Origin of the sequence: Phormidium sp. CCY1219 (genome assembly GCF_035615515.1) — a bacterium.
Classification (GTDB): domain Bacteria; phylum Cyanobacteriota; class Cyanobacteriia; order Cyanobacteriales; family Laspinemataceae; genus CCY1219.
In genome coordinates this window covers 1-6,172 of the sequence record NZ_JAJENT010000646.1, presented here as the reverse complement: position 1 = coordinate 6,172, position 6,172 = coordinate 1, and the positions used below count along the sequence as shown (strand labels likewise).

Sequence of the window (6,172 nt, the reverse complement as noted above, 5' to 3'; positions counted from 1 at the left end):
AATGGGGTGGTAATTTCAAAGCAATGCTTTTATTGTTTAGCGGAGAGCAAGGGGAATGGGATTAAGTATGGGCAATTAGTGGAAGATGGCTCGCGATTGGTTCAATGGCAAGGTCGAGTCTCGCAAACAGGAGACTATAAAATTGATGTGGCCGCCGGACTATCAAGGAAAATAAGAATAGGCTAGACGCGAGACTCGTTGAATCGGGCCATGTTTGGTCAATGGGTTGACAAAATAAAAGGGAATTGGGTAAAATGAGAGCGTTTCCTCATCCAGGAAACTTAAACAATGCAAAAATTGTGATAAGCCAACAGCCGAAAGTTGAGCTTCACCGATCGCGATCGCACCATTCCGACTCTAGGGCTATTATGTTGAGCCGGAAAATTTTTTTCAATTGAATTAAAAAAAAGAGGGGGCATGGGGTATAATGAAGGTAAAGGCACAGGCAGGGAAGATAAGCAATAAAAGCATTGCAATTTTCTCGACCTGCAAGATTAAATCGCGCTTCACCGAGTATTGCATTGGAGTTGCGATCGCAATCTGAAAGTTGTCACATCAACAGCCCGTTGCTTTTAGCGGGAAAAGCTCCGCCTGGGAAGGAGTGAAGATCCACAAATTGACGGTTGGGCGATAATGCTCGAACATGGATCGTTGACCTTCGAGGGTGGTGTGACTTTGAACGCATTACTGATTACTGGAACGGATACCGACGCCGGAAAGACGGTGTTAACCTGCGCGATCGCCGCCTATTGGCAAAAGTATTGTTCGAATCGGCCATTAGGGATGATGAAGCCAATACAGTCGGGAACAGGCGATCGCGAACTCTACCAGCGTTTGTTTGACCTGAACCAATCCCAGGAAGAAATTACGCCGCTTTATTTCCAGGCTCCTCTCGCCCCCCCGATCGCCGCAGAACGAGAAGGACGCAGCATCGAAGTGCAAAAGCTGTGGCCAGTTTTTACCACCTTGCGCCAGCGGTCCGCTTTGGTACTGGTGGAAGCATTGGGCGGATTGGGGTCGCCAATAACCGACGAACTGACCGTAGCGGATTTAGGGCGAGATTGGCAGATTCCAGCCGTGTTAGTGGTTCCGGTTAGGTTAGGGGCAATCTCCGCCGCCGTTGCTCATGTTGCTCTCGCCAGACAAGTTGGGGTTCCCCTGTGCGGTATCGTCCTCAACTGCGTTCAGCCGCGATCGCCCCAGCAAATTGACGACTGGACACCGATCGCCGCGATCGAGTCTTTTACCCAAACCCCAGTTCTGGGGATTTTGCCTCATCTTGCAGATTCCACTGACTTGGACGCTCTGGCGAAAGCTGCGTCGGATCTGGATCTAGAGCGATTGATGCCATTCAAAAATATCCCCTATTAACGCCCTGGTGATGGTTGCTTCATCTTATGTTAAGTTAAATAAACTAAACGTTTGCAGGCTTTTTGAACGGCGTAGCATCCAGGTACGATCCGCGCATTCTCGAAACGCCCCCTATGCCGATTTTCTTTAAACCTTCTGGAATGGGAAACTTGACCCATCCCTGGTGGATTAAAATAACCTTGAAATAATGTAGCGATTTTTACAGACAATTTCAGATATGGTTTCTACTTTCCGCGAGTCCCAAGCGACTCAACCCTCGCCAGTGCGATCGCAGATTCAGGCGTTACAACCGACCCTAGTAGAATGGCGTCGCTGGTTGCATCAACGACCAGAACTGGGGTTCCAAGAACACCTCACCAGTGAGTTTGTGGCGCGAAAATTACAAGAATGGGGCATCGAGCATCAAACCGGGGTGGCACAAACCGGGATTGTGGCCACAATTAAGGGGGCTAAACCCGGACCGATACTGGCAATTCGCGCAGATATGGATGCCTTACCGATTCTGGAAGAAAACCAGGTGCCTTATCGATCTCTACATGATGGCAAAATGCACGCTTGTGGTCACGATGGTCATACCGCGATCGCCCTGGGCACCGCCTACTATCTCGCCCATCATCGCGATGACTTTGCCGGTACGGTGAAACTGCTGTTTCAACCCGCAGAAGAAGGCCCCGGCGGTGCCAAACCCATGATCGAAGCAGGAGTACTCGAAAATCCCACAGTGGATGCCATCGTCGGTCTGCACCTGTGGAACAATTTGCCCATCGGCACCGTAGGAGTTCGCAGCGGCCCGCTGATGGCTGCAACAGAATGTTTTCGCTGCCAGATTCACGGGAAAGGCGGACATGGCGCAATGCCACATCAAACCATCGATTCGATTTTGGTGGCATCGCAAGTGGTCCAGGCGCTACAGACGATTGTGGCGCGCAATGTCAATCCTGTAGATGCTGCAGTGGTTACTGTGGGCACCCTTCATGCCGGCACCGCTTTGAACGTGATTGCTGACTCCGCTTCTATGAGTGGCACCGTGCGCTATTTTAATCCAGAGTTAGGGGAGCATATCCCGCAGCGCATTCAGGATATTATTGCCGGCGTCTGTCAAGGTCATGGGGCAACCTACGACTTGGATTATTGGCGGCTTTATCCACCGGTGATTAACGATCCGGCGATCGCCGATTTAGTCCGTTCTGTCGCCACCAATGTTATCGAAACCCCTGCCGGTGTGGTTCCAGAATGTCAAACAATGGGGGGCGAAGATATGAGTTTCTTTTTACAAGAAGTGCCAGGATGCTATTTCTTTTTGGGCACGGCTAATCTTTCTCAAAATTTAGCCTATCCCCATCATCATCCCCGATTTGATTTTGATGAATCCGCCCTCCAAACTGGAGTGGAAATCTTCGTTCGTTTTGTGGAAAAGTATTGCGCTTAATCGGTGGTTTTCTCAATCTTTGTAAATGGCGGTGGGCATTGCCCACCCTCCAGGATTTGTCCTTTGTCCTTTGTCCTTTGTCTTTTGTCCAATGACAATTGACCAATGACCAATGACCAATTATTTTGGCTTAAAAGTTGTAACTCAATACTTTGACCACTCTCTGGTTCTCGGGTAAGCGCGATCGCGACAGGCGAATCGAGTCACTGGTGGTTTTTTCGATGGTGGCGTCTTCTACTAAGGCGAGAAACTGTTCGATCTCCACTAAATTGCAACTGTCGCGATCGGCAGCTTGGGTGAGATAATGGGTGGGAATCACCACGCGGGGATTGAGCTTCAGCATCTCCTCTTTTGCCTCTTCGGGGCTGTAGGCTTTCGGTCCACCGCCTACGGGTACAAATAACAAATCCGGACGTCCCATGAGAATTTGCTGCTCTGGAGTAATCGGTGCGGCAGCTCCTCCTAAATGGACGATCTTGATGCCGGCTTGGATCCACCCCCATGCAACATTAATGCCAAACCTTCGTCCTCCTTCGCGATCGTGAAAGGTGCGAATTCCCTGGATTTGTTGGCCGCGAAATTGATAAGCTCCCGGTTCAAATAAAATTCTCGGGTTTCCCGGCAAATTCTCCGTTGCTCCTTCGTCCAACAATCGAGAACTAATTAATACCAAATCTGCATTGACCTGGGGCGGGCGATATCCCGCCGTACAACCGAGGGTGCGAAAGGGATTCACTAACACGCTTTGACCCTCACCCACAAACAAAAAGCAGGTATGACCCAACCATTGCACCAACAGGGAATTATCGGAGGGAGAGGGCGTTTCCGGTTCTGGGGCGGTTTGCGCTTGATAGGTTTGCCATGCTGAAGGTACGGTGGTGGCAAGGGCTGCTAACGTCCCTATCCGTCCGTAGCGCAACAACTGTCGTCGATTCATCATTCTCTATTGGGATTGATGGTGAATGGTCTGTATCTTCTCGAGTGGTGATTTGCAATTGGGATTTCTGTTCCGTTCAGCCTCTATCGAAAATAGAAAAGGTCAATTGCCTGATGATTTTGAAACAGGAATAGCTTGCAAAAAATCCACTCAACAGTAAAATATTTTGCTTCAAATTTACCTAAAAAGTTGTATGTCAGGTAATTGATAAATGACACTTGCCCGAACCTACAACTCGCTTAGGAAGTTTTTGAGCATCTGTTTTCCGGTGTTTGTCAAAATGCTTTCAGGGTGAAATTGAACTCCTTCGAGTTTGGGATACTCTCGATGTCGCACGCCCATAATGGTACCATCGTCTACCCACGCGGTAATTTCTAGGGCATCGGGAAAGCCTTCTCGGTCGATCGCTAGACTATGATATCGCGTGGCGGTAAGGGGATTTTCTAAATTCCGGAAAACTCCCACACCAGTATGATGCACTTCGGAAGTCTTTCCGTGCATCAGTTCTGGGGCAGAGATAATTTTACCGCCAAAAACTTGTCCGATGCATTGATGTCCGAGGCAAACCCCTAAAATGGGTAAGGTTGAACCTAATGCCGCGATCGCCTCTAGGGAAATTCCCGCGTCTTCCGGACGCCCCGGCCCGGGAGAAATCACCAGCGCTGCTGCCCCAGAATTTCGGATTTGTTCGATGGAAAGGCGATCGTTGCGATAAACCGCAATTTCAGCAGCAACTGGCAACTCGGTTCCCAGTTCTCCAAGATACTGCACTAGATTGTAGGTAAAGCTATCGTAGTTATCGATAACAACGATCAAGGCTGATGCTCCTTTAATATGGCTAAAAAACGTTCCTCATCATTGGCCGACTCTGGTGGGTTGGGTGGGGTGGGCTTCCCCTCAGTGTTTGGCAAAAAAAATCCACCGCACCAGAACGGTCAGGACTTATTAAAATAATTTTACGCTCTTAATTATCGTTTTGGAAAATTAACTCAGAATGGGAGATGTTTTTACCTGAACTAAATCTTGCTTGCCCGGAACAAGCGCTTTCCCTTTTCCCTCCATAGAAGGCGCGCCCCGCTTCCTAATCCTACATTGTACGCCCAAAATCGCAATCCTGTCTGCTCGTGGCGATGCAGAGTTTTTTTAAGACAGGCAGAGGGCATTCAACGCTCCCCTTTGACCAATAACCAATGACAATTGACCAATGACCAATGACCAATGACAAAATCTAGGGTTCAAAGAAGAGATTGCACTCGCAACCACAAGGGAGGCAGCAGGAGACAACTGGCAATAAAAATGGCAGCGATCGCAGAAATTAGTACCGCCGCCGCCGCACAATCTTTGGCAATTTTCGCTAATTCGTGATAACTCTGCTCAACGGTTAAATCCACTACGGATTCGATCGCCGTATTCAACAGTTCCATCCCCAACACTGCACCGATGGTCAGCACAATAATGGAGATTTTTACCCCACTGAGCTCTAACCAAAATCCAAGCCCGATCGCTAAGGTTCCGATCGCAACATGGATCCGAAAGTTGCGTTGGGTGCGGAAGGCATATGAAACTCCCGCCCACGCATATTTAAAACTAATCAATAAATTGTTGGCCACCTGCCACGACAACTCGCGCTTCAATTGCATGGAGGGATGCGATCGTTTTGCAGGGGGGGTTGATTTATCTGAAGACATCGGCGAGCCATTCGACACGGAAGATTGCGGCGTCACGTTCTTGGCTTTGCCATCGGATATTTCTTTCTGATTAAATGTCATGGCAGAGATAGGGGTTGTATTCTGTCTCTCAGGCGATCCATCACCCATACTACAAGCTCGATTTGCTACAAAGCTTTTTCCGAGTTCGATTAGAGTGCAAGACCCACTGCCTGGAGTAATGTTTCTTGCTCGTTTAACATCCGGGTCAGACTCTCTTCGTCTGGATGATCCCAACCCAATAAGTGAAGCAATCCGTGCGCCGCTAGCCACGCCAGTTCCATCTGTAGTGGATGCCCCTGACTCTGAGCTTGTCGCCGCGCTGTATCTACCGAAATCATAATATCTCCTAAATACAAGGGCATTTCTTCCCCCAACAGTTCTCGAACCGGATATTCTGCTTCAGTGGCAGCAAAGGATAAAACATCGGTTGGCTTGTCCTGATGCCGGTACTGAGCGTTTAAGGCTTGGATTTCGCGATCGCCACTCAGGCGGATTGTCAGTTCGTAACCACATGCCTCTGGCAGATCCTCCTCTAGCCTTTCTAGCCAAGTCTCGAACCATTTCTCCCACACTTCAGCGGCGATCTCTTCCGCTTGGGATCCGCCTGAAACCGCATCGCTCCAATACTTATCCTGCACGCTCAGCTCGATTTCCATCATCAGAAATTAGGGTTGGTAAGGGGGAGAACGGAAACCCTCGTCATTTATGCGTAGGGAGGAGTTCTCC

7 protein-coding genes are annotated in these 6,172 nt (G+C 49.2%); 3 read left to right on the top strand and 4 right to left on the bottom strand.

Features of this window, described 5'->3' with window-relative positions; genetic code table 11:
* The 3 genes from LKK83_RS18605 to LKK83_RS18595 form a co-directional block, all read left to right on the top strand.
* The coding region (locus LKK83_RS18605; protein WP_324632771.1) for a hypothetical protein at positions 1-186 on the top strand (186 nt) is incomplete at its 5' end.
* A 489-nt stretch (positions 187-675) separates the two neighbouring features.
* The gene (gene bioD / locus LKK83_RS18600) at positions 676-1,371 is read left to right on the top strand and encodes a dethiobiotin synthase (RefSeq protein WP_324632770.1); all 696 of its coding nucleotides are present in this window, start codon (positions 676-678) and stop codon (positions 1,369-1,371) included.
* Positions 1,372-1,588: 217 nt separating this feature from the next.
* The gene (locus LKK83_RS18595) at positions 1,589-2,800 is read left to right on the top strand and encodes a M20 metallopeptidase family protein (RefSeq protein WP_324632769.1); all 1,212 of its coding nucleotides are present in this window, start codon (positions 1,589-1,591) and stop codon (positions 2,798-2,800) included.
* 130 nt (positions 2,801-2,930) lie between these two features.
* Here LKK83_RS18595 and LKK83_RS18590 read toward each other — a convergent pair whose 3' ends face one another.
* The 4 genes from LKK83_RS18590 to ybeY form a co-directional block, all read right to left on the bottom strand.
* Positions 2,931-3,737 carry an MBL fold metallo-hydrolase gene (locus LKK83_RS18590; protein WP_324632774.1) on the bottom strand — a complete coding sequence of 269 codons (807 nt, stop codon included), beginning with the start codon at positions 3,735-3,737 and terminating at the stop codon, positions 2,931-2,933.
* Positions 3,738-3,965: 228 nt separating this feature from the next.
* The gene (locus tag LKK83_RS18585) at positions 3,966-4,553 is read right to left on the bottom strand and encodes an anthranilate synthase component II (RefSeq protein ID WP_324632768.1); all 588 of its coding nucleotides are present in this window, start codon (positions 4,551-4,553) and stop codon (positions 3,966-3,968) included.
* A gap of 419 nt (positions 4,554-4,972) precedes the next feature.
* A complete protein-coding gene (locus tag LKK83_RS18580; protein WP_324632773.1) occupies positions 4,973-5,377 on the bottom strand; it encodes a diacylglycerol kinase family protein in 405 nt (134 codons plus the stop codon).
* Positions 5,378-5,595: 218 nt separating this feature from the next.
* Positions 5,596-6,102, bottom strand: a complete 507-nt coding sequence (gene ybeY, locus LKK83_RS18575) for an rRNA maturation RNase YbeY (protein ID WP_324632772.1) — start codon at positions 6,100-6,102, stop codon at positions 5,596-5,598.
* Between the last annotated feature and the right edge of the window lie 70 nt (positions 6,103-6,172).